Origin of the sequence: Olivibacter jilunii (assembly GCF_900607235.1) — a bacterium.
Classification (GTDB): domain Bacteria; phylum Bacteroidota; class Bacteroidia; order Sphingobacteriales; family Sphingobacteriaceae; genus Olivibacter; species Olivibacter oleidegradans.
Genome location: NZ_LR027860.1, coordinates 60738 through 82245 on the forward strand (window position 1 = coordinate 60738; position 21508 = coordinate 82245).

Consider the following 21508-nt stretch of genomic DNA (forward strand, 5'->3'; position numbering starts at 1 on the left):
ATATACTCTGTTATACTGATTACAAAAGTATACCATTTTCAGCATATCTTTATCAAAAAAATAAAAAAATGAATAATTTAAAAAATAAGATAGCCCTTGTAACCGGCGGGAATAGTGGCATTGGCTATGCAATTGGGAAAGAACTGGTAGCGCAAGGCGCAAAAGTCGTTATTACAGGAAGACGTAAAGAGGCAATAGAGGCCGCTGCCCATGAAATAGGTGCCAGTTCTTTCTTAGCCGACCAAGCGAACCTCGATGACACCATACAATTAACGGCTGCTGTTAAAGAGCAATTTGCTAAGATAGATATCTTAGTTATCAACGCAGGAATTACCGGAACCTTGGGACCGATTGAAGAAGCGAGTGTAGAAAATTTCGATCGTGTGATGAATATCAATTTTAGGGGAGCCTATTTTACGTTGAGCAAGTTCATTCCCTTACTAAATGATGGTGCTTCGGTTGTGATACTTTCCTCTATAGTAGCCGCTACTCATAAACCAAACAGTTCTATTTATCAGGCCAGCAAAGCGGCTTTAAATTCAATCGCAAAAACAGCAGCCGCAGAATTGGCGCCAAGAAAAATCAGGGTAAATATTGTAAGTCCGGGTCCGCATAGAACGGAAATAATGAGGAAAACAGGCTTGGAAGAAATGGCGTTAAAAAGCATTACAGAACAGCTAATCAACGATATTCCATTGAAAAAAATGGGTGAACCGGAAGATGTTGCCAAATTGGTCACTTACTTATGTGATGACGCGGCCTCTTTTATCACCGGTACGGAAGTTATTGTGGATGGTGGAATAACACTTTAACCCAGGTGGCTTATATAAAGTAAAAAAGCAAACCATAAAGGTTTGCTTTTTTACGCTATAGGGAAAATATCGTATATTTTATGGGATACAGTTTTCTAAACTGGATGTAGACCATCGTTAATACGCTAAAAGCAACGAGTGCATCAACCGTAGCAGGAAAACCGATTACACTTATCTTAGAAAAGAAAGCGAAGATAATATCAAAGAACATTCCTGCAAACACCCATTCTTTTAGTCGAATGAGCTTATTAGGAAGCAAGAGTACGGCAACGCCTGAAAGCTTAAAAACACCTAATAGGTAGATAAAATGTGATGGATATCCCAATTGCTGCGTGATACCCCATACAATTGGATTTCTCGTCAGTTCGAAATAGCCACTCGCTCCAAACCAAAGCGACATAAAGATAACTCCTGACCAGTAAATAATTTTTGTTGTTTTCATTTTTTATTTAGTTATTGAATTTAAGATGAGATAGTAATAGCTTCGCCGAGTGAGTTAGCGGCTAGAAGACCGGTTTGTACCCCATGATATAGCTTATTCTTTTTTGCTGGTCTTCCGGCTTATTATTTCCGTTTTGCAGCGTCCCTTTATTAAGCTGATACGATATGGCACCCATTCCATCACTTTCAATCGATTCGACACTTAAGAGTTCACCGTTTATGGTACCTCCAACATATTGGGGATTATCATGCGAACGCCAGGTAACCAAGCGTAAAACACTACCTGCCGCAGGTAAGCTATCGCCTTTTGACAAAGTCTGATAGGCTTTTTCATTACCATATAAGGCAGCCATGGTTTGGTTCTTTTTACTCACGGAAGAGGCAATAAATTTTAAGGCCCCGGGGTCAAATACAACACGACTATAACCCTTGTTTTCCGCTTTGTCGACACAGCTGCTAAGCAACGTACCAATAAGCACTAGCATAAAAATCATTTTATTCATGTCTTATTATTTTTGAGATTAATTCTTTACGATTTACTTTTAAGGGTACGTCAAAAAGATACCCGGTAGATTCCGCTAGCTGGCGGTGACAGCTGATACAGGATTGCTGTGCAAATAAGGCTGTTTTACCAGTGGGAATTAATTGTTGGCCACTGAATTTGGCAAAGCCCCAACCCTCTGTATTCTTATATTGCTCAGCATCCTTCACCATGAATTGTGCATTGATGAATTTACCTGCTCGGAGTTCGCCGTCGGGCCCTTCTGTTTGCTCCCAAACGGCCTTCACTACTAAACTGCCTTTAGGCCAGGGGTGAAAATTTTCTTCTTCAATCGCTTTTACGGCGATCTCGTTTCCAAAAATTACCCGGATAGAATGGTCAAACAGCGTACTCATGCTGATCACCTTCCAGTTTTTAAAAGCGTCCGTATATTTTATACCATTGGGCGAAACAGAAAACCTTTCTTCCGAAATAGTTGGAATTGCTTCCGGATGTGCGAAAGAGCTATTTGCAGTAGTGTCCTTTCTTGATAAGGATAAAGTGTACGCGTTAATCACTGCTATATCTTTTTTTGAGATTTTTGCGGTAGGATGCAATAAGGTATATGGCGATAGAGGCATTTTCCCAGCCTTTAGCATGTTGAGTATGGCGTACATTTTCCCTTCATGTTCTGCTGGCGAGTATTTTCCCCATTCGGAAAAATTTAATACTTCTCGTGCCCGATTCACATCTTTTTTTACTATCCAAGAAACTGGGGCAGTCCGCTCTAGCCAGTTCAGCTTTTGCTCATTAGAATGACATCCATAACATGACCGCTCGAGAATGGCCCTTACTTCTTTCGGAGCTTCAATAGCACCGGTGATCGGTTTACCCGCTAAAGGTTGGTTAAAAAACTGAATGCCGATAAACAGGCTAATTATCCCGAGTAATGCCAGGTATAATCGCTGTTTTCTCTTTCTTCTTATTGCTTCCATAATCTGTGTTTTTTCTATTTTCAATAGCGAAAATAGTGATGGAAACGTCGGAAGGAAACGAATATCTTGGTGGATTAGGCAAATTAGGGCCTGTAGACGGAATTTTGGGGCTTGGCCAGACTATCGATCTTCCAACCAGTGCAGAAATGCTGCTGTTTTTTCCTTTCCGATTAAAAGCTTTTCGGGTGTAGCGATATGCAAGCGAACAAACAGTTTTCTGGCAAAGTAATGTTCTACTTCTTTTATAGCCGTAAAGTTGATAAGGTATTGCCTATTTAATCGATAAAACTGTCTGCTCGATAACTGATTCTGTATTTGATCCAATGATTGGTTAATGGCATACTCATCTCCTTTGAAAGTAACGATAGATGGAGCGTTATAATTAATATAGATATAGGCAATTTGTTCGGTTTGTACCGTTTGGTATTTATTGTTCTTAAAAACCAAAAAACTTTTTTTTCCATCATCTACATTCATTCTACGAATCAGCTCTTGCAGATTGGTTCCTGTATGTTGTTGAAAGAAATTTTTAAAGTTATCGATTCTTCCAAAAGCTGTTTCAAGATCGGCTTCAGCGAATGGTTTCAGTAGATAGTCAACACCGTTAGCCTTTATTGCTTCTAAGGCATACTCCCCGTAGGCAGTACAAAATATAATAGGACAGGTAATATTCACGGATTTAAAAATCTCGAAGCAAAGTCCGTCGGACAATTGAATATCCATAAATATCACTTCCGGCATCTCGTGATTTGATAAATAACTTATGGATGCCTCTACACTTTGCAATTTAGCCAATATGCAGGTAGAAGGACGCAATTTTACAATCATATTCTCTAAAGATTTGGCCGCTTTGATCTCGTCCTCAATGATGATTGCTTTCATAAATAACTGGTAATTTAATGGTGAATGTGTTATCGGTGACTTCAATTACTATTTCCCTGTCTAAAAGATGTTGGTAGCGCTGGTTAATATTCTCAAGTCCTAATCCGGTGGAAGACTCCGGTTCTCGCTTCAGCTGGATATTGTTTTCTATCACCAAATAATCCGTATCCAAATAAAGGCGTATTTGTAGGGGCTTTTCTAAGGAGACAATATTATGTTTTATGCAATTCTCTATCAATAACTGCAAAGTGAAAGGTGGAATCGGTGAAGTATGTACTTTTTCCGGCAAGTTGGTTGATAGTTCAATCCCGTTTTCAAAGCGTGCTTTCAACAGATACATATAGGCTTCTAATATCTTTAATTCTTCTGAAAGATCAATCAAATCAAGTTTTCTGCTTTCTAACGTGAAACGATAAAAGTCGGATAGTTTTAAAATAAAATTGACTGCCTGCGGATCTCCGCTTTCAACCATATATTTGAGTGTGTTTAAACTATTAAATAGAAAATGTGGATTTACCTGTTGCTTTAATAATTCGTATTGGGCCCATACATTTGCAGCTGTTGTCCGCTCCAGTTCTACGCTGACCTGTTGATTAAGATAACTTTGATACAAAAGATGGATAAACATATAGAAGGCACTGCTAATGAGGATACTACGCACCTCAAACATCAGCATCACGGGACCAAAAGGCAGATGTGATAAGAGATATTGCTGTATGCAAGCAAGCAAAAACATGAGCACCAAACCAAAGAAAAGCCCTTTCAGCAGCTGCTTTGTCGAGAAACCACCTTTCGGGTTATTGGCCGTATATCTTGGCAAATTATAGACATTGTAATACCATATAATCAAGGCAAATAGAAAGGTTACGGATGAATCGACTAAAGCCTCGTAAGGGCGAAACTGGTGTTCTGCAATTTTAGGTACGGCCGTGAGCATTCCTAAAAAAAGCGAGCTGAACCAGATGAGCCTATGGGAAATTTTAAATGTCCTCACTGCTTTCATAAAAAACTAAAAAAAGCTTCATATAGCTAGCTGATTAAATCAGATCGCTAAACAAACAATCTGTTTGATATTTCTTTCGGAAAAAATTGCTATTCATATAAATGGATATGGCATCAAACTTAACAAATTGGATTGATAATACTTCTATGAATTTATCGAAATGGACCGGTTTACATCTGATCTGGACAATACGCAGGCCGAACTAGACAAGTCTAAAACCGGGTACAAACTGCCATTCGAAATAGGTAAAGGAATAAAATAAGTTTGACAATGAAAAATGCCAAATTCAAGACCTAATCTGCCTTATTCAACCATTTAATGATTCTCTGGGAGTTCATCCCGAACTACTTTTGTTCCACTTACCAATCACAAAGCGACGGTAAGGAGTAGTGTTAAATTCATATTTTATCATGATGGAACAAATAGTCAAATATGGGCGTCGGCGCTTTTTAAGCGTCGCTGCATTAACCGTTGTTGCGGCAGAAATGAGCGGCATAGGTCTATTGAAAGCAGAGAACAGTAAAATTCCTTTTTTAACTGAGAATGGCATAAGCCCTCGATTCCGAAATTCATCTTTTGATATAATTAAGCAGGTAAAAGCCGGCGTATTGGACCTTGGTTATGCCGAAGTTGGTCCAACCAACGGTCAAGCAGTTATTTTATTACATGGCTGGCCTTATGATATCCACAGTTACGCGGAGGTTAGCGCCTTATTGGCAAACGAAGGTTATCGAGTTATTGTACCTTACCTACGTGGCCATGGCAGTACAAGGTTTCTTTCCGACCAATCACCCAGAAATGGACAGCAGTCAGCAATTGCGATGGACATTATTGCGTTGATGGATGCACTGAAAATCGATAAGGCTGTTATTGGTGGGTTTGACTGGGGGGCCCGCACGGCCAATATTATAGCTGCCTTATGGCCGCAACGTTGTAAAGCGATGGTTTCTGTAAGCGGCTATCTAATTGGAAGTCAACAAGCAAATGCAAATCCCCTATCGCCAAAAGCAGAGTTATCATGGTGGTACCAATTTTATTTTGCAACCGAACGTGGCCGCAAGGGCTATGAAGCAAATCGGCGCGATTTTGCAAAGCTTATTTGGCAAACGGCTTCACCCAAATGGGAATTTGATGATACCACATTCGAGCTGTCTGCACCTGCCTTGGATAATCCCGATCATGTTGCAATCGTCGTTCACAATTATCGTTGGCGTTTGGGTCTTGCGGCAGGTGAAAGCCAGTACGACTCCCTTGAAAAACAGCTGGCTGAGGGCCCGGTGATAAATGTTCCAACCATCACACTCGAAGGCGATGCAAATGGCGCTCCTCACCCCGACCCTGCTATATATGCTGCCAAATTTAAAGGTAAATACAGACATAGAACTCTTCAGGGGGGTATTGGACATAATTTACCGCAGGAAGCACCTGAAGCTTTTGCCAAAGCCATTATAGAAGCTGATGATTACGCCAAAGCTTCACAATAGCTGATAAATCAACAAATATATTCACGACAAATCTCAAAACAAATGAAAACAACATGTAAATGGTTTAATACCATCAAATTAACCCTTGTAGCTACACTTCTGATAAGCTGTCAATTACTTATAGCCACGGGAAATGCTTATGCACAAGGCGTTCCTGTAAAGAATATCGTACTGGTGCACGGCGCTTTTGCGGATGGTTCGGGTTGGAAAGGAGTTTACGACATTCTTACTAAAAAGGGCTACCATGTCAGTATTGTCCAGAATCCATTGACTTCACTTAGGGACGATGTTGCCGAAACGCAAAGTGTTATTGAAGCGAAGGATGGCCCGGTAATTTTAGTAGGTCATTCTTGGGGAGGCACCGTGATTACCGAAGCAGGTTTACACCCAAAGGTAAGTGGTTTGGTATATGTAGCCGCCTTTATGCCAGATAAAGGTGAAACAACTGGAAAATGGGTTGCAGCCGCGCCTGCAGCACCTGAAGCTGGGTTTACAGCAACGGACAGGTTTGGGTTTGTATATTTTGATCCGATGAAATTTCATGCTGGTTTTGCCGGTGATTTAAGTAAAGCGCAGAGCGACTTTATGAACGCTTCACAGGTACCGATTATCGGAAAGTGTTTTGAGGAGCCCGTTGAAAACGCGGCCTGGAAAATGAAACCAAGCTACGCCATTGTTGCCACGGAAGATAAGGCCCTCAATCCGGAGACGGAGCGGGTTATGTATAAGCGCGCGCACGCTGATGTCACTGAAATTAAGGGTAGTCATGTAATTTTTATTTCACAAGCGGAAGCAGTAGCAGAGGTGATTATGAAAGCAGCAACTCAGCTATAACAAGTTAACAGTACATATATTAACGATGTGCCGATTCCTTTTCACGAAGTCCAATTTTATTAGCCTATTGCCTTACTAAAAACAACAATATGAAAAAAATTATCTTATCAGTACTAGTCGCGCTTCAACTATTATCCTGTAAAAAAGAGGACGGTCCGCAAGAAGGCTCCAATATGGATGAAATAGATTATCATCAAACAGCAAGCACCCAATTTATTAAAGTAGGAGAAGTTAAATTTGCTTACAGGGTTTTAGGCAAAACGGATGATATACCGCTTGTTATGGTTTCTCCTTTGGGTAGCTCTATGGATGATTGGGATCCTGCCATTACAAATGGCTTAGCCGAAAAGAATAAAGTAATCTTATTTGATCTTGAAGGGGCTGGCTCTTCAAGCGGCCACACGCCCGAAAATATACCTGATATGGCTAAGGGTGTGGTAGCCTTTATAAAAGCTTTGGGGTATAAGAAAGTAAATCTTCTGGGTTTTTCAATGGGCGGATTTATCAGTCAGCAGATTATATTAACTGAACCTACCCTTGTAAATAAACTGATTTTAACCGGAACAGGACCCAAAGGTAGTGAAGGGCTTTCGAAGTTACCAGAGCTGCTGGAAAGCACGGCAAATCTGAGTCCGGAGGAGAGTTTTTTACATGTTGGTTTCACTAAATCCAACGCTAGCCGGCAAGCAGGAAAACGCGTCTACGAAAGAATTCAAAAGCGTGTAATCGATCGCGATCTTCCCTTGAGTGCACAGAGTGCCACAGCAGAATTAACCGCGGTACTGAAATGGGCTACCCCCTACCCGGATGCGCTGAAAGAGTTGGCAACAGTTAAACAACTGGTTTTGATTGCACAAGGTCAGGAAGATGTTCCCACTCCGGTGATAAATGCTATAAAGATGTCCGAGCATATACCAAATGCGCGGCTGATCGTCTATAAAGATGCGGGTCATGCGGCTGCTTTTCAATATGCACTTGATTTCGTACAGCAAGCAATTGAGTTTTTAAACAATTAAAACGAATGAAAATAATAACTGCTTTCATGTTGGCCCTTTCCTTTAGTGTATCAGCCAACGCCCAATCCTTATCCCCAGGGGGGATAAGGTCATCACAAGAATTGGCACCTAGTAAATTATTATCTATAGGCGTCACAAAATCCGCATTTCCGCAATCGCCGAGCTATATCAGTAAACAAGCGGATTTTGTATATTTTCCCTTTAGCGAACCCGTGGAAATCAACCAATACCCGCCAATTGGCCAGCGCTTGGACTTAATAACGTCTTTTGCAATTGGACGGGAGTCATACGATAAAGCTGCACTCTATAAACAACATTTGAAGTTGCCGGGTAAGTTTGTCTTTAGCGGTTCGCTGGAAGTTATACCCTGTAATGACCTCAGTTATTTTATTCCTGAACCAATTGCTCGGAATTATTAACTTTACTCATTCGTGCTCTCCAAATAACGTCTCTTATTTGTACAGTACCTTGTTATATGAGGTTTAGATTTGTCATTCAGTAACGACTGAATATAGCGATGGTGAAGATGCATTTTCATTGAGCACGACAATGCCTACGTCATTTTTTACAGCAAATTTGTTTGGAAAAATGAACATTCGGTGCCATACACATTAAATTTGACCAATCAATTTTCCATTTTTCAACAGATAATTTATACCTTGTACATGTGAAATAATATGCTAGTGTACTTGTATTTTTTCTATAAAAGAACCTTAAGAAGCGGAAGAGAGACAGCTATACGACTTTTATGCAATTCGATGATATTATGTATAAAACAATTTATCTTAGTTTGTAAGTAACTATCGTAACGGAAAGTTAGTGGCATTGTAAACGCGCTAAAAAACTGTCGCCAACTATGAAAAAATATAGAATATTACTTTGGGGAGCGGGCACCGTTTTACTTTTTACTTTTTTTACTGCGTTTTCCTATCGTGGCGGTATGCCTTACACCGATGATACAACGATGGGATTTCCGCTTATATTCCTCCGAAAATCAGTTGGTCAAAACGTGGAGACAGGACTTTTTGCTGAAATAAAGGACTTTCACTTTGGGTATCTTTTTATCGACATCGTTTTTTCAGTACTACTTGTTCTCGGTTTATTTAAGCTGTTCCGATTTAAATATACCGTCCCGGATGAAGAGGATAGCTGATATGACAGACACTTAATGAAGCCCGATATGGAAGGATCAGCAAAATTGAATCGTATTGTAGAGGCGAGAATGAAATTAAAAGCACGTTTCGCAGCAAAAATGAAAGATACGCCCTCTATGGCGGACGACAAACCCATGGGGACGGGTAAAATAAATCGGCATGGGATGCCAACTATTCCTATAGGACAGGCTGTAACTACCAAATGGCCGGTTTTAGACCTCGGTTATCAGCCCGATATTTCGCTAGATCGTTGGCGTTTAAGGATAGACGGCAATGTAAAGCATCCGGTTATGTTAACTTGGGAAGATTTTATGGCACTACCACAGACCCATGACATATCCGACTTCCACTGCGTCACTACTTGGTCCAAACTGGATATGAGCTGGATTGGTGTCAGTATGTTGGATTTAGCTGCACTTGTGCAACCTCACGAAGACGCAACTCATATTCTTTGTCATGGCTATGATACTTATACTACTAACCTTTCATTAGAAGAGGCCTTGAAGCCAGACGTGCTTTTAGTGCATACCTTTGAGAACCAACCGCTGGCGAAGGAACACGGCGGGCCTTGTCGTATGATTACACCTCAACTTTATGCTTGGAAAGGCGCCAAATGGATAAAAAGAATTGAATTCCTGAACCAGGACCAACCAGGCTTTTGGGAGGAGCGTGGTTATTCGAATACCGCTTATCCTTGGCGTAATGATCGTTATGATTAACCAAAGAACGATTCTATTCATCAAATTTTGATAAAAAAGCCACCCGGATCCAAAAGGGTGGCCAAATCAAAAATGAAATCTATTCGTTTCCTATGCATGGAAACTTCTCAAAAATAACCTTGACCTATTGAATTGAAGTAAGAAAACAAAGAAACCGTTAATATTTTTAATTAACACTATATTAAACAAACTGATAATAAACAACATAAACAAATAAAACTAATATTATCATATATTTTGCACGGTATTTGTTATAACTTCATGTCGCGCAGTTCCTTTTGCCGTTAGAGGCTAAACAATATAGAGCTTTTTTTCACTTGTGTAATTTGTGCGAAGTTATGCTATACCGCTATGACTAAGAAAAAAACAATGTTATACGTTGAAGACGATTCAGAGATGCAAGGTCTGATTATGGATATTCTCGATTATGAAGGTATTGAAGTTATCATGGACACCGGGAAAAACTTGTATAGATTGCTGGATGAACATGAGGTAGGCATGATTTTAATGGATGAAAATCTGCGATGGTGTCAGGGAAGCGATCTTTGTAAGCAGCTTAAATCCTTAAGTAATTACCAGCATGTACCGGTAATTATGATATCCGGACTATGGGATATTCCATCAATTGCACTGGAATGCGGAGCAGATGGATATATACGTAAACCCTTTGATATGTATGATATTATGTCGACAATCAATCTACACTACGCGCATTCATAGTCTAAGCTGATTATTCATGACGGTCTATCGCCATTTTGATTTTCCACCGTTTCTGCAATACTTAGGTACTGACATTTATCAGAGCAGTAGCCGTATTATCATTATTCCGCCTATAAAATTGTACTGAATTAGTTAACAAATAAGTTAAAACAGTTACTTTTACGTCATGTCTGATAGAATAAAACCGTGGACTCTTTTAGAAGACGAGGATATTTCGCCAAGCGTCTGGTATCCTCTACATAAGCAAAAAGTAGAATTACCAAATGGTCTGATCGTAGATGATTACTTTTTATCTCCACTGGGCGATGTGGTGCAGGTTTTAGCTTTTACTCCTGACAATCAGGTGGTACTTACTCGTCAATATAAACATGGGCTTGGCGAAATTCTAATTGAAGTGCCCGGAGGAATGCAACAAAAGGATAAAACGCTAAAACAATCAGCCGTAGCCGAGCTTGAAGAAGAGTGTGGAATCAAAGCCGCTGAGGAAGATTTGAAATTTATCTGTCGTTTTGCTATTAATCCAACTAAACTCAAACAAATAACCTATGGCTATATCTTATTTAATGCTGAATTCAATGCTGTACAACGTCTGGACATCACTGAAAATATAGAAGTAATTACGTTACCGGCATCGGAAGCGCTTCGTATGGTTGAAAATGGTGAAATTTGGGTTACGGATTCAATGAATTTAATATTAATGGCAGCAAGAAAATATCCGGCTATTTTTAATGTCTAAGAATCCTTTGCTTACGACTAGGTCATTTGTTGATTAGCTATATCTCCATCTAAACCGTTAATAGCGGTTTTTATTAAATATATTAAAAACTGTCTCAAATTTATTTTGAACTCTTTCTGCAAACACATAACACCGAAACAAGAAGCATGTCCACCTATTCTGTATTGAAACGCCATATACGTAATACCACCTAAAATAATCGGGAATAGAAACTCGAGGAGAAACGGCTTTCCCGTTGAGTCAGTTAATTCGGATGTTTTCATCATCTTCAACATGCGTCGTTCACGAGCCGATACCATTTTCGCGATCGCAGCATCTGTTCCCATAAATTCGGCAACTGCGAATTCTCGGTATAGGGGATCTCTCATAAGTGCATCAAAATGTTGAACGATAAGGTGCGCTAAGAGTTCAAATCGCATAGCTTCCTCCTGTCTCGCCGCTAAAGCGACTATTTGGGGTAAGTTCGCAATAAGGTAGTCGTGTCGGCTGTACAGTTCTTTTTTTACACCATCTAAACTACCGAAATGATTATAGATCGTCCACCGGGTGAATTTGGATCTATCGGCGAGACGACTTATTTTTAGTGCTTGAAGACCTTTTTCTCGTATGATATTGGCAGCTGCCTCTAAAATAATAGCTCTTGTGCGCTGTGCGTTTTTTTTCTCTATCTCCATCGTAACCCTATCTATAGGTGTATACGAAATTGCATGGTTTGCCTTGCAATTAACAGTTAACTTTACGAACAGTGCTATAGCATCTATCAATTCGTTTTCTTGGTCTACTTTTCGCATGCTGAGCCATGCGAGCTTATACTTCGATTTAGTTAATTTGTCTTAGGTTTGGCCTCATATCACGTCGAATGGTATCCAGTCTACAGACTGACTTTCTCAAACGGCTACCAGACGTTGCTGATGTAATGTTGTTTCTCTTCGGAAAGTTTGCCGTATTCACTACGGGTAGACATAGTTTGAAGCGAGAGCATAACACTTTCTTAGCCAATTTTCAATAAACAGCATAGTACTGGAATACCTTCGATCATGTTCCAAATTGACAATAATATATTGTTCAATATGAAATATCCTTGAGCAAATGTAAGTATTATAATCACTCTGAACGAGCCTCCACCAGATGCAGATCACTTTCATTAAATTATTGCTACACTTTTCTGATTTTGTTGATAAAATCATTTATTACAACAGATAATCAATAACTTACAAAAAATACCTCGGTTATATCCTAAAAGAACGGGTGACAATTGCGCACATCAAGCACTAAAGAAGCCGAATTATCTATTCTACACTAAATTGAATTTGTGGTTGACTGATGATTTATTAAATACCTAATATAAGTCGTCACGAGCAACAGATTTCTTCATACCAACTTGGTAGCAAAAATTCTTGGCAAAACGATGTTGAGCGTATATGCAAGTTGGTATAAGAAGATAGGCGGTTGATTAAATAAACATGCCTATCAAATTCATTCCCCTCAAATTAGCCTAGGATAAATTATAAACAACATGGAAAAGTTTAACAAAAGTCTTTTAGAAAGTTATTTAAGAATCGAAGCAGAGTGTATCTGCACTATAGACGCACCGCGCGAAAGTAACCAGCATCTTCGAGATGGTGACGAAACAGTGAGCAGCATGACCTTTACCACATCGAATTTCATTTAATACTCACCTTGCTAAAATAAAGGAATATGCGATGCTTGATATGCGCTATCGTGGAGGATGAGCCGCTCGCTGTACAAATGCTCAAGGGCTATATCAGTAAACGGTCCGATTTAACGTTGGTAGCTACGATTGATAATGTGTACGATTTTCATGTGATTATAAAAAGAATTACGCCGGATATCATCTTCCTTGATTTCAAAACACCTGGTTTTGATGGCGATGTTGACAAAATACTGGATCAAATCTCACCTAATTCAATTGTTATCAACACATCTGCTTCACCCCTATCCCACTTCAGAAATAAAGAAGAAATAGAAAACAATAATAAGGTTTATGAATTATTGAAGCCCTTTTCGCTTGAAAAATTCAATGAATGCATTGACTTTTTGTTAGGAATAGGACACTTCCAGTAGACTCTGCATGCGATGTTAAGTAATATTGAACATTTAGGTTTCTTTTTATTAAGATTGCCAAGTTTACCATTGCAGGAAATTCAAAGGATCAATGCCGATAATACGGCCAGCCTAGCCGAAAACCTACATGATTTGCTCAGTCGTAATCCGGAAGTATTGGAAGCTATTTCATTTGCCAGCAAAGATCTCTATCATACCTATCTTAGCTGGTTAGAGAATGGATATATGCCAGATCTAAAGCTACTGGTTACTCTGTATAAATATGTCTCTCGCATGGCTTCTCGCGCTACTCCCTTTGGTAGTTTTGCCGGTGTCTGCATGGGGCATATCAATGATAATACGAGTACATTAACGCTTACAGGGCACGCAACTATCTATGCTCGTGTGAGTCTAGATCACTTGATGCGTCAACTTCATCAGCTACAACAAAGTCAGGATTGGCTAAACGACATTGTATTCTACACGAATAATAGTATTTACGCAGTAGGCGGTTATTTCAGGTATATACGTTTTGAAACCGTAAAAGACAAAAGGACTTTTTTTCAGGTTAAACTTAAGATAAACCCTTTATTGAAATTGCTTTATGATTATGCCAGGGAAGGGAGAACTTTCAGTGAACTCATAACCTTTCTTATGGACTTTGATATTGAGAGAAACGAGATAACAGCCTATCTATCTAAGCTCTTAGATAATCAATTTCTAATATCGGAATTAGAGCCCACGATTTTGGAAGACCAAGATATTCACAAGCTTACTCATAAGTTAAAGGGAACGGATGCCGCAGTTGTAGAGATGCGAGACCTATTAACTTTGTCATCTTGCTCCAACAGAATAGCTACCTTAGATGAATTCCCATTCAACGTTGTGCTACCACAGGTTGATAAAAAATTCATCGCAAAGGAGGTCAACCTGAAACAATCTGTAATACAGCTAATAGCTAGAGAATTGTGTGAGCTACATCCGTTGTTTACATCATTAATACCACAAGAACTGCAGGTTTTTATTCAAAAATTTAAAAGGCGATACGAGATGATGGAGGTACCACTGCTGGAAGTACTTGATGGGGATTTGGGTATCGGCTATGGAAACCTCGATAATCAATATAAAAGCGAACATCCTTTAATTAACAACCTGGATATAAGCGAGGGTAAGAAACAGCTCACATCGACGCTTGAAGAACAAGTGATGACTAATGCGTTGTTTTCCGGTTCACGGCATATAGATCTGGAAACAATTTATCCTCTTTTGGAAAAGAGACAGGAGAACAGTGCTGTTGCGCCGACCTGCTACGCCATTGGCAATCTTTTGACAAAAAAAGTAGAGGATTTGGATAACGGCAATTTTCAATTTCACCTAGCCGCATGTAGTGGATCGTCAGCAGTAAATTTGATGTCGCGCTTTGCTTATATGGACGAGGCGCTGAAGAATAACCTTCGAAGCTGCGCTATTTATGAAGAACAATGCTTTGATAATGTGATTCTGGCAGATATCAAACATATACCGGAGAATAAAATAGGTAACATCTTGCGGCGGCCGAAGCTGTACAGTTATGAAATACCCGTATTGGGACTTACTTGTACAAAAAATAAAAAACAAATCCCTCTTTCGGACCTTACAGTAACTGTGAGAAACAACCAGGTTATTTTGTTCTCCAAAAAACTAGACAAAAGGGTTATTCCAAGGTTGAGTTGCGCTCACAATTTTAGACAAGGAATCTCCGTTTATCGATTTTTATGCGATTTGCAATATCAAGACACCCCTTTTTCCATCTATTGGAACTGGGACAAATATAAAAGGGCTCCGTTCTTACCTAGAATCAGCTATAAACATCTTATCTTATCTCGCGCGCGCTGGTATATAAAGCAAAGGCGCCAGTTCGATATAAATTGGTTTAGGCAGCTGCAAAAGGATCTACGATTACCGAACGAAATATTGATCGCTGAAGGCGACAATGAATTATACATTGACATCAGAACCAGTTGGGGAATGCAGTTATTGAAAGACAAACTGGCGTTGGGGGATGTAATATTATATGAGTCTTTAGTGCACCATAGCACTATTATTAAGGATACAAACGGTAATGCTTTTGTTAACGAAATTATCATTCCTTTCAAATCGATTGTAAAAAAGTGCGCGTTCATCGAAATGACCCCGTTGAAGAACAAGGAAGTGAAACGGAGTTTCTTGCCTGGAAGCGAATGGATTTATATAAAGCTTTATTGTCCACAGAAAACTGCGGATGAAATATTGGCTGAAGATATCATGAACTTAGTTAGACAGCTTAAAGAATGGCAACTCATCGATAAGTGTTTCTTTACGCGCTATCATGACCCCGAATTCCATATCCGTTTGCGCCTACACGCACCCAATAACAGTAAAAAGGCTTATAATAAACTACGAGAAATTTTACGCTTCACTATGGAACATTTGGCCTCTCAAAACAAAATTTGGACAGTTCAATACGATACATATGTGAGAGAACTTGAACGTTATGGCGTTGATAATATCGAGCATTGCGAATCGATATTCTCAATTGATTCAGCGGTTGTTTTGGATTTTTTGGCAACGCTGCCCAAGGACGACGTAAATGTGCGATGGCTTTTTGGATTAAAGGCCGTTGATCAACTATTTAACGCTTTCGGAATAAATCTATCAGAACGTTTCGAATTAACTGAAGAATGGAGTTTAGCGCTGGCCAGAGAATTTAAAATTGATAAGGTAAAGCAAAAAAAGATGAATCTAAATTACCGAAATCATGCCGCTTCCATTGATGCTCTGCTTTGGCATCAAGAGCCTTCCCGGATTTTCGCGAAAGATCTTCTTGAAAAGCGATTCCAAGGTATTACCCATATATTACAAAAATGGAAGCCAAATAAGATTGAGGTAAATAAGCTAATTGGAAGCATCTGCCATATGTTTTTTAACCGACTTTTCTTTTCGGATCAGCGAGCCAACGAAATGGTCCTATATAGCTTTTTGGCTAAAAATTACCGATCAAGGATAGCTCGATCGAAGAATGAAAGCGCTACCACCTTTGCAATTACGACAGGAGAACTATGTCCAAGTTAGTGATTCACTAATTTTTTATAAACCTCATCCCGATAGGTAACACCTATTGGGATATCTTTTATACTCCCTCTCATAATGATCTTGTCCGGATCGACTGCTCGCACAAAGTTTTTATTGATAATATAGGACTTATGGGTCCTCAGAAACACATCCTGTGGTAGGTCGTTGGTGATTTTTTTTAATGAGTAAATGATCAGGAACTCCCGTTCAGTTGTGGATATTCTGATATATTCCCGGTCGCCCTCTACGTATTGTATTTCGTGATAGGGAACCAGATAGTTCCTATAATTGTCTTTAATAGCAAACGTACCAGTCTGCACTTTTTCTACTACATCATTTCGAGTAAGATGGCTCTGTGCTCGCGATAAGGCCTTGAATAACCTTTCAAATGAATAAGGCTTCAGTATATAATCGAATACTTCCAATTCAAAGCTTTCCAATGCATAGTCTGCTCGTCCTGTAATAAATATGAAAAGCGGTCTTTTAGATAGCGATTTCAGGAAATCAACCCCATTAATACCAGGCATATTAATGTCTGAAATGACCACATCGATGTTGTTTTTGCTTAAAAAAACGATTGCATCCATCGCCGTTTCGAAACTAGCTTCCAAACTTACAAAGGGGATCTGAGTGATATGTTCACTTATGCCTTTTCTCGCCAACGGTTCATCTTCAATTATTATACATCGTAGCATATTTCAATTAGATTTCAGATTAATTTTCAAATGTACTGAATATACGTTTTTTTGTACCCCATAGGACAAATAATACTTGTCCTTATAATGTAAGTCCAATCTTCGGAGAATATTGGACATACCCACCCCTCCTACGGATTGACTATCATTTGGTTTAGCGATGTGTTGGGTAGATTCTACTTCGTTCTCTACCTGCAAAAATATCCAATCGTCGTTTACGTCAATGTTAATGTAAACGAAATTATTGTTAGGGCTTTTATCCGGTCCGTGCTTGAAAGCATTTTCCACAAATGGTATAAGCATCAATGGACTGATTTTATAAGGCTCTTTTATATCCGTAATATACGCTTCGATCTGCACGCGTTCACCGTATCTAATATGCATAAGCGCTATAAAATCTTTAAGGAATTCGAGTTCCTTTCGTAAGGGAATAAAATGATTTTGGGATTCGTATAGCGTATAGCGCATTAACGTCGAAAGACGCAGAACCATATCTCGGCCTTTATCATAATCCGTATCGAGTAGTTGATAGATATTGTTTAGGGTATTAAATAAAAAGTGTGGGTTTACCTGCGACTTGAGAAAATTAAGCTCAAGCTCGAGGTTGTCGCGCTCTAGCCTTGTTTTAGTAAGTACTTGTTCTAACATGATTTTCACGAATTTCGGCCCAACGGGGAGTGAAATAAGAAAGATAAAATCAAGCACAAAAATGTAAACATTCTTCACTATACTTAAAGGTCCATCTGTCAGTACAAGCTCAAGATACTTACCGAATCTCGGTCCATAGTTTTTGAATGTAGCCTGAAAGATAAAACATGCAGCGTAAGTTGTTAAGGCCCAAATTACATACAAGACTGCTATCCATAACAGCACAAAAGGGATACCACGTGGATTGGAGAAAACAGACACAACTTTTCGAGAAGATAGTGAATAAAAAGCAATCATCACCACTAATAACTCTTTTATTACAAATATCCATACGTGCTCGGCGTTACCGATCAATCTATAGTAGTTAAAATAATAAACTACAGCGATTAATAGCCAAAAGAGACTATGATAAGCTAAACGTAAACCCAGCCGCGAAAATACTGAGTCACTTGACGTTGGAATACGTAGCTCACTAACATTCATCTTATTGACAGGTTAAGTGCCATAAAAATAGGCTTTATTTCCAAAATGCGTTATATCGGAATGCTTAAAAATAAAATAGTTTAGCAAATAGTTCCCCATTCTTGAACAACTATTTTTAGACCATTCTAATACGGTTTGGTTATTTTAGCGAAACTCTCGACAAGAGGGCATACTTTACAGCACAGTTTAATAAAGGCCGCTTGAGAAAGCGGCTTTTATTATGATGTAAAATCGCTCCCTTAACTTATCGTTCCATCTATCAGATCGATATAACGTACATGGGGGATGCTGTCCACCATAAGATAAGTATGATTATTAAATCGTTTAGACATTTTTTTTACGTAAAAACATCCAGAGTACGTATAGCAAAAAGCAGACGAGCCCTAGCATCATATCAATAAACAGATTGGTAGGGATTAAACCTACAGATGTATCTGTACCATGAGAAGATACAAAACGCTGCACTTCGAGGTAAGAGAAGGGCTGTCCAAACTGCAAACCTCCATGCTGCAACCAAAGGGAAAAGTTAGGTCCCAACAGTAAAACAATGATTAGACAGATCAATATATAGGATATTCTATTTCTCATGTTTTGATTTAGAAAGCAGATGGCATCTAACCATAAACTTTGTAATGCAGTTATGACGATCACTTTTCAATCGGAGATGGCCTCTGTTGATGATACGACTTTGTTTCTGTTTTATTTATAGCAAAAATAAGGAACCACTAATTTCAGGGAAAGAAATTTACACATAAACAGCCCTACCTTACACGAAAATCTGTGTCAGCTACATAACAACCCCACATGGAAAGCGTATCTCAATGAAGTGAATAAAATGTCATTCACCCTGACAGCTTGTCTGCTAAAGTCCTATATAATGTGTATTCAGCTTTCGGCATAAGATTTGATAGTAGAAGGACAGGTTTAGGTTGATTAGAAAAGTCCGGCGATCCCAAAAGCCGGGCTTTTCGCTTTTATTAAACTTAGTTTGTGTCAATTACTCAGAAGCATACGCCCATACGCAGGTTTATATAGCTGTAGCTTATCCATAAACCGTATTCCCTAAAATCTCAAGATAGGCTTTTCTCTTCCGCAACCTTTTTGCTTGATCCGAAAAACCATGTATCGAAAAAAGAAAAGCCTTCAACCGGGGAGATTGAAGGCCTTTACTAACCAATTATAAACCTAAATTATGATGACACAAATATCGCATTAAAGAGACAATGTTGCAAAATGATTAACATATTTTAACAAAGCTGGCAGTAAACGCCCACTTCTGCAACATCAACTATCATACGCGCAAAAATTCGATTACTCTTTTACGGTTATAGCGGATCCGTTTAATAAACCACTGACAAACAGGTTGCTTGTAAACCATTCAAAAGAAAACCTTGCGGTCATCGCGACGGCAAGGCTGAGCATTGGTGTTTAATGCGATATAACTGTTGTCTATTAACCCTCAACGTTAGCTTTTGTTTTGAGGTATAGAAATTTTTCTTTCGTTTTATTAGGTATTCGGCCCATTGCAAGCTAGTTCATAAGATTATAGTTTATACCACCTGAATTTCGTAGGCTTGTAAGCCTTTAGGTCCCTTTCGGGTTCTGAAATTCACAACATCATCAACTTTGATAGACGCAGGTGCCTCGGCAATGAGGAAAAACACACGTTCTCCAAATTCGTTGTTAATAAAGCCCCAACCACGCTGTTCATTATAATACTTCACCTTTCCTTTATGCACATCGTCTTCCTCCACCATTTTGGGTGTGCTAATCTGGATCTCTTCGACGTTAATCTTTTGTTTTCTAAATTCTGCAGGTTTTTCAGTAGTCAAGTTTCCATTCTCATCCACATACGCCAACATATCTTCCAACGATTTTCCCTTGTCAGATTGACTACTCCTATTTTCCTTTCTTAGCTCTTTATCCTTTTTCTTTTGTTCGCGCTTTTTAATATTTTCTTTCTTTCTGAATGTTTCTTGACTTCTACCCATACGTTATTATTTATGAATTAATAAATGAAATTGACCGTGTTTACAATGAAAAAGGAGACCTGCGGAAAAAGGAGACCGGAAACAGAGTAAGTGAGGTTTTCGTCAAATATACGAAAATATTTGTACATCTCCTATGAAGGAGAGCGTATAAGCTAAAGATGTTGCAACAAATCGCGTCCCGAAGACGAATTTTTAATATGTAGAAGCGCCTTTGTTTTCAACTGCCGGATACGCTCCGGTGTAAGTTTTAACTGATAGGCGATTTCGTCCAGCGTTTGCGGCTCACTATTGCTTAATCCATAAAACATGGTAAGAATTTGCCGTTCACGTGATGAAAGTTTCTTCAGCACCAAATCAATCCGCAGAAAGAGCGAGTCTTGAATCAGTTGCTGATCAGTGGCAGGATCTGAACTAGCTAAACTATCCAACAATCGCTCTTCTTCCGAGAATACTGATGGAGCATCTATCGACAGCTGCCTTTCAGCATTTGCAAAAGAGGCAATAATACGATCGGTAGTAGTTCCCAGCTCGACGGCTAATTCTTCCACGCTCGGCTCGCGTTCTAGGCGTTGTTCCATCTCAGCCTGGGAACGCCGCAGTTTGATCAAGTTGCTAATCTGATTTCCCGGAAGTCGGACCGCTCTAGACTGAATGGAAATAGCGGACATGATACTCTGTCGAATCCACCATACTGCATAAGAGATAAATTTAAAACCCTTCGTTTCATCAAAGCGTCTAGCAGCCTTTACTAAGCCGGCATTCCCCTCATTGATTAGATCTTCCAATACCAATCCCTGATGTTGATACTGCTTTGCTACAGAAATCACAAAGCGCAAGTTGGCCTTGGTTAAACGTTCGAGCGCAAGTTGATCTCCCTCTCTTATTTTTTCAGCTAAAGACACTTCTTCGTCGGCACTGATTAATTCAAACTTGCTAACCTCATTTAAATACAGACTGAGGGAACGGTTATTACGGTTGGTAATTGAATCGGATATTTTTAATTGTCTCATTGATTTTTTTTTACGGATACGTTATGCCTAAAAGCGAAAGCATTCTTCGACTAAAAAGAATGCTCTTACATATGCGGATAGCTTAGGCTATCTTAAGTTCGATGGCGCTTAGGCCTTTAGACCTTTGTACTACCTTGTAGGTAACTTGATCGTTTTCATGAATTTTTCCCCGTTGTGGTATTGTAAAGCCAAAACCGCGAGATCCATTAAAAATTCTTACTATTCCCTCCTGCATAATGGTTTTTGTTAA

The 21508-nt window shown here is 39.2% G+C and carries 23 protein-coding genes; 12 read left to right on the top strand and 11 right to left on the bottom strand.

Annotated elements, in window-relative coordinates:
• Nucleotides 1–68: 68 nt before the first annotated feature.
• Complete coding sequence (locus tag E0E36_RS26130; RefSeq protein ID WP_130858391.1) at nucleotides 69–812, top strand: glucose 1-dehydrogenase; 744 nt, start codon at nucleotides 69–71, stop codon at nucleotides 810–812.
• Nucleotides 813–867: 55 nt separating this feature from the next.
• On the opposite strand, the gene E0E36_RS26135 is transcribed toward E0E36_RS26130, so the two are convergent.
• The 5 genes from E0E36_RS26135 to E0E36_RS26155 all read right to left on the bottom strand — a co-directional run bounded on the left by E0E36_RS26135 (nucleotide 868) and on the right by E0E36_RS26155 (nucleotide 4614).
• A complete protein-coding gene (locus E0E36_RS26135; RefSeq protein ID WP_130858392.1) occupies nucleotides 868–1254 on the bottom strand; it encodes a DoxX family protein in 387 nt (128 codons plus the stop codon).
• A gap of 61 nt (nucleotides 1255–1315) precedes the next feature.
• A complete protein-coding gene (locus tag E0E36_RS26140; RefSeq protein WP_130858393.1) occupies nucleotides 1316–1756 on the bottom strand; it encodes a hypothetical protein in 441 nt (146 codons plus the stop codon).
• On the bottom strand, nucleotides 1749–2729 hold the full coding sequence (locus E0E36_RS26145; RefSeq protein WP_130858394.1) for a heme-binding domain-containing protein: 981 nt from the start codon (nucleotides 2727–2729) through the stop codon (nucleotides 1749–1751). The genes E0E36_RS26140 and E0E36_RS26145 overlap by 8 nt, the downstream gene beginning before the upstream one ends.
• 120 nt (nucleotides 2730–2849) lie before the next feature.
• Complete coding sequence (locus tag E0E36_RS26150; RefSeq protein ID WP_130858395.1) at nucleotides 2850–3611, bottom strand: LytR/AlgR family response regulator transcription factor; 762 nt, start codon at nucleotides 3609–3611, stop codon at nucleotides 2850–2852.
• Entirely contained in the window at nucleotides 3592–4614 is a 1023-nt protein-coding gene (locus E0E36_RS26155; RefSeq protein WP_130858396.1) for a sensor histidine kinase, read from the bottom strand. Before E0E36_RS26155 ends, E0E36_RS26150 begins: the two co-directional genes overlap by 20 nt.
• A 410-nt stretch (nucleotides 4615–5024) precedes the next feature.
• Between E0E36_RS26155 and E0E36_RS26160 the strand changes: the two genes are divergently transcribed.
• The 8 genes from E0E36_RS26160 to E0E36_RS26195 all read left to right on the top strand — a co-directional run bounded on the left by E0E36_RS26160 (nucleotide 5025) and on the right by E0E36_RS26195 (nucleotide 11277).
• Nucleotides 5025–6098 (top strand): alpha/beta fold hydrolase, encoded by a 1074-nt coding sequence (locus E0E36_RS26160; protein ID WP_207303818.1) that lies wholly within the window; start codon nucleotides 5025–5027, stop codon nucleotides 6096–6098.
• 42 nt (nucleotides 6099–6140) lie between these two features.
• Nucleotides 6141–6932: an alpha/beta hydrolase gene (locus E0E36_RS26165; protein WP_130858397.1), complete on the top strand. Its 792-nt coding sequence runs from the start codon at nucleotides 6141–6143 to the stop codon at nucleotides 6930–6932.
• An 89-nt stretch (nucleotides 6933–7021) separates the two neighbouring features.
• Nucleotides 7022–7948 (top strand): alpha/beta fold hydrolase, encoded by a 927-nt coding sequence (locus E0E36_RS26170; RefSeq protein WP_130858398.1) that lies wholly within the window; start codon nucleotides 7022–7024, stop codon nucleotides 7946–7948.
• Nucleotides 7949–7953: 5 nt separating this feature from the next.
• Nucleotides 7954–8367: a hypothetical protein gene (locus E0E36_RS26175; protein WP_130858399.1), complete on the top strand. Its 414-nt coding sequence runs from the start codon at nucleotides 7954–7956 to the stop codon at nucleotides 8365–8367.
• Nucleotides 8368–8804: 437 nt separating this feature from the next.
• Complete coding sequence (locus tag E0E36_RS26180) at nucleotides 8805–9101, top strand: hypothetical protein (protein WP_130858400.1); 297 nt, start codon at nucleotides 8805–8807, stop codon at nucleotides 9099–9101.
• 27 nt (nucleotides 9102–9128) lie between these two features.
• On the top strand, nucleotides 9129–9821 hold the full coding sequence (locus tag E0E36_RS26185) for a sulfite oxidase-like oxidoreductase (RefSeq protein ID WP_130858401.1): 693 nt from the start codon (nucleotides 9129–9131) through the stop codon (nucleotides 9819–9821).
• Nucleotides 9822–10190: 369 nt separating this feature from the next.
• Nucleotides 10191–10541 carry a response regulator gene (locus tag E0E36_RS26190; RefSeq protein WP_157622287.1) on the top strand — a complete coding sequence of 117 codons (351 nt, stop codon included), beginning with the start codon at nucleotides 10191–10193 and terminating at the stop codon, nucleotides 10539–10541.
• A gap of 166 nt (nucleotides 10542–10707) precedes the next feature.
• Nucleotides 10708–11277 carry an NUDIX hydrolase gene (locus tag E0E36_RS26195; protein WP_130858402.1) on the top strand — a complete coding sequence of 190 codons (570 nt, stop codon included), beginning with the start codon at nucleotides 10708–10710 and terminating at the stop codon, nucleotides 11275–11277.
• Between the two features lie 17 nt (nucleotides 11278–11294).
• On the opposite strand, the gene E0E36_RS26200 is transcribed toward E0E36_RS26195, so the two are convergent.
• Nucleotides 11295–12068 carry a TetR/AcrR family transcriptional regulator gene (locus E0E36_RS26200; RefSeq protein ID WP_130858403.1) on the bottom strand — a complete coding sequence of 258 codons (774 nt, stop codon included), beginning with the start codon at nucleotides 12066–12068 and terminating at the stop codon, nucleotides 11295–11297.
• Between the two features lie 725 nt (nucleotides 12069–12793).
• Here E0E36_RS26200 and E0E36_RS27880 point away from each other — a divergent pair.
• The 3 genes from E0E36_RS27880 to E0E36_RS26210 are packed head-to-tail and all read left to right on the top strand — an operon-like array spanning nucleotide 12794 to nucleotide 16431.
• Nucleotides 12794–12949 carry a hypothetical protein gene (locus tag E0E36_RS27880; RefSeq protein ID WP_013667701.1) on the top strand — a complete coding sequence of 52 codons (156 nt, stop codon included), beginning with the start codon at nucleotides 12794–12796 and terminating at the stop codon, nucleotides 12947–12949.
• A gap of 26 nt (nucleotides 12950–12975) precedes the next feature.
• Entirely contained in the window at nucleotides 12976–13362 is a 387-nt protein-coding gene (locus E0E36_RS26205) for a LytR/AlgR family response regulator transcription factor (RefSeq protein ID WP_130858404.1), read from the top strand.
• A gap of 12 nt (nucleotides 13363–13374) precedes the next feature.
• Nucleotides 13375–16431 carry a lantibiotic dehydratase gene (locus E0E36_RS26210; RefSeq protein WP_130858405.1) on the top strand — a complete coding sequence of 1019 codons (3057 nt, stop codon included), beginning with the start codon at nucleotides 13375–13377 and terminating at the stop codon, nucleotides 16429–16431.
• On the opposite strand, the gene E0E36_RS26215 is transcribed toward E0E36_RS26210, so the two are convergent.
• The 5 genes from E0E36_RS26215 to E0E36_RS26235 all read right to left on the bottom strand — a co-directional run bounded on the left by E0E36_RS26215 (nucleotide 16428) and on the right by E0E36_RS26235 (nucleotide 21258).
• Nucleotides 16428–17126: a LytR/AlgR family response regulator transcription factor gene (locus E0E36_RS26215; RefSeq protein ID WP_013667704.1), complete on the bottom strand. Its 699-nt coding sequence runs from the start codon at nucleotides 17124–17126 to the stop codon at nucleotides 16428–16430. The genes E0E36_RS26210 and E0E36_RS26215 overlap by 4 nt on opposite strands.
• A 3-nt stretch (nucleotides 17127–17129) precedes the next feature.
• Nucleotides 17130–18257, bottom strand: coding sequence for a sensor histidine kinase (locus E0E36_RS26220; protein WP_013667705.1), 1128 nt, complete (start codon nucleotides 18255–18257; stop codon nucleotides 17130–17132).
• Between the two features lie 324 nt (nucleotides 18258–18581).
• Entirely contained in the window at nucleotides 18582–18845 is a 264-nt protein-coding gene (locus tag E0E36_RS26225; RefSeq protein ID WP_013667706.1) for a hypothetical protein, read from the bottom strand.
• Nucleotides 18846–19807: 962 nt separating this feature from the next.
• Nucleotides 19808–20248: a cold-shock protein gene (locus E0E36_RS26230; RefSeq protein WP_013667707.1), complete on the bottom strand. Its 441-nt coding sequence runs from the start codon at nucleotides 20246–20248 to the stop codon at nucleotides 19808–19810.
• Between the two features lie 152 nt (nucleotides 20249–20400).
• On the bottom strand, nucleotides 20401–21258 hold the full coding sequence (locus tag E0E36_RS26235) for a sigma-70 family RNA polymerase sigma factor (RefSeq protein WP_130858406.1): 858 nt from the start codon (nucleotides 21256–21258) through the stop codon (nucleotides 20401–20403).
• Nucleotides 21259–21508: the final 250 nt, after the last annotated feature.